The sequence below is a fragment of the Dethiothermospora halolimnae genome, assembly GCF_037577855.1.
Classification (GTDB): Bacteria; Bacillota; Clostridia; order Tissierellales; family VENL01; genus Dethiothermospora; species Dethiothermospora halolimnae.
Map to the genome: position 1 here is coordinate 1 of NZ_JBAKFX010000132.1, position 2,115 is coordinate 2,115.

The 2,115-nt window shown below is 29.3% G+C and carries 3 protein-coding genes; all 3 read left to right on the plus strand.

Annotated elements, in window-relative coordinates; all coding sequences use genetic code 11:
- The first annotated feature begins 245 nt into the window (after positions 1–245).
- From V6137_RS20885 to V6137_RS20895, 3 genes are read left to right on the plus strand one after another with little or no spacing between them, the layout of a single operon-like run.
- Entirely contained in the window at positions 246–692 is a 447-nt protein-coding gene (locus V6137_RS20885; protein WP_425449883.1) for an NUDIX hydrolase, read from the plus strand.
- A 19-nt stretch (positions 693–711) separates the two neighbouring features.
- Positions 712–1,695 carry a DNA-binding protein WhiA gene (gene whiA / locus V6137_RS20890; protein WP_425449884.1) on the plus strand — a complete coding sequence of 328 codons (984 nt, stop codon included), beginning with the start codon at positions 712–714 and terminating at the stop codon, positions 1,693–1,695.
- Positions 1,670–1,936: an HPr family phosphocarrier protein gene (locus tag V6137_RS20895; RefSeq protein WP_425449885.1), complete on the plus strand. Its 267-nt coding sequence runs from the start codon at positions 1,670–1,672 to the stop codon at positions 1,934–1,936. Before whiA ends, V6137_RS20895 begins: the two co-directional genes overlap by 26 nt.
- The last annotated feature ends 179 nt before the right edge of the window (positions 1,937–2,115 follow it).

The window sequence follows — 2,115 nt, forward strand, 5'->3', positions numbered from 1 at the left end:
GGTATGATATAATATAACATATTATATTTATAAACAATAAAAGATAGGATAGATTAGATACCAAATACAATACTTTTAAATAAACCTTTTTAGTATTAAGTATTTTATTTTACAAATAATATAAAATACCTATTTATATCACAAATCAATAAAAATTAATTGTTATAAAATTATTTTTATAAATAAAAATGAAAAAGTTGAAAGATTTACTACTATATGATAGTTTATTTGTATAAAAATACAAAATGAAGATTCTGTATATTAATAATGGGAGTGTGGCTACATTGAGAAAAGAAATCAGCTCTGGAGGCGTTGTAGTATTTGGTAATGCAATATTACTTTTAAAGAGATATAACGGAGACTGGGTATTACCAAAAGGGAAGGTTGAAGAAAATGAAGAGATCGATCACGCAGCTGTACGGGAAGTATTTGAAGAAGGTGGTGTAAAGGGAAAGACCATAAAATATCTTGGGAAAATACATTATAGCTTTAGGGATTGTAGAGAAGAAAACGAAATAGTTAATAAAACAGTGCACTGGTATTTAATGATGGCAAGAAGTATGGATTGTACACCACAAAAGAATGAAGGATTTGTAGATGCTAGATTCGTTCACATGGATAGGGCAAAAAAAATAGCAAAATATGAAGATGAGAGAAATATTATTAAGAAGGCTATAGAACACTTAGATTAAAGGTTAGGGGTAGATATAAATGTCTTTTTCATCAAAAACTAAAACCCAATTATCACATATGGAAGTCAAAAAAGAATGTTGTCTTTTGGCGGAATTGGCTGCTTTAATAAGGATGAGTGGTACTATACAAATAGTAGGTTCGGGAAGGGTCAATGTAAGCTTTGCAACTGAAAATGCTGCTATAGCAAGAAGAATTTTTACATTATTAAAAGAATTATATAATGTTCATACAGAAGTAATGGTAAGAAGAAATAGACAACTTAAAAAGAATAATAATTATTTAGTAGTGGTAAATGATAAAGAAATGACAAGGGAAATATTATATGATGTAGGAATAACTAATAACAAAAAGGGTTTATTTCCCCTTAGATATAAAGTGCCTAAAAGAATAATTAAAAATAGGTGTTGTAAAAGGTCATATATAAGGGGAGCTTTTCTTGGTGGGGGATCAATAAGTGATCCAGAAAAAACTTATCATTTAGAATTTGTAACCCATAGTAGGGAGCACGGACAGGATTTATCAAAAATAATAAATTATTTTGAGCTAAATTCAAAAATTGTTGTAAGAAAGGATAATTATGTAGTATATTTAAAGGAAGGGGAACAAATAGTTGATTTACTAAATATCATAGGAGCCCATTCGGCATTACTTAAGCTGGAAGATATAAGAGTTTTAAAAGAAGTTAGGAATAATATTAATCGTATTGTTAACTGTGAAACAGCAAATTTAAGCAAAACTATAAATGCAGCAATTAGACAAATAGAAAATATAAAGTATGTAGATAAAACTATGGGAATAGAAAGTTTGCCTGATAAACTTATTGATATAGCCAGATTGAGATTGGAACATAAGGGAGCCAGCCTAAAGGAATTAGGAGAAATGTTAAGTCCACCGGTTGGAAAATCTGGGGTAAACCATAGGTTACGAAAAATAGAAAAAATTGCAGATAAGATTAAAAAAGGAAAGGGTGATAATTATGGAGAAAAAAAATGTAATAATTAAGAATAAAATAGGTTTACATGCTAGACCAGCTGCATTATTTGTACAAACTGCAAGTAAATTTTTAAGTGAGATATATTTGCAAATGGGGGATAAAAAAATTAATGCAAAGAGTATAATGGGGATTATGGCACTGGGGGTATCAGAAGGGGATGAAGTAACCATTATTACAGAAGGTGACGATGAAAAAAGAGCCATAGAAGAACTGGTAGATTTATTAGAAAATAAACTTTCTGAAGAATAGGTAGAAACCTATTCTTTTTTATTACCCTTTAATATTAGCAATCCTACAAAGGATCACGGGAATCGCATGAAGATTTATTCAAACCAAAACTTTCATCCGAAAATTTTTAAAAGCGACTAGCGTCGTATAAATATGAGATAAGATGTTAACTAATTTTGAAAAGAAGTATAATGTCTAAC

Coding starts and splice junctions, on each gene's coding strand:
- V6137_RS20885 (WP_425449883.1), top strand. CDS start 246: ATGAAGATTCTGTATATTAATAATGGGAGTGTGGCTACATTGAGAAAA.
- whiA (WP_425449884.1), top strand. CDS start 712: ATGTCTTTTTCATCAAAAACTAAAACCCAATTATCACATATGGAAGTC.
- V6137_RS20895 (WP_425449885.1), top strand. CDS start 1,670: ATGGAGAAAAAAAATGTAATAATTAAGAATAAAATAGGTTTACATGCT.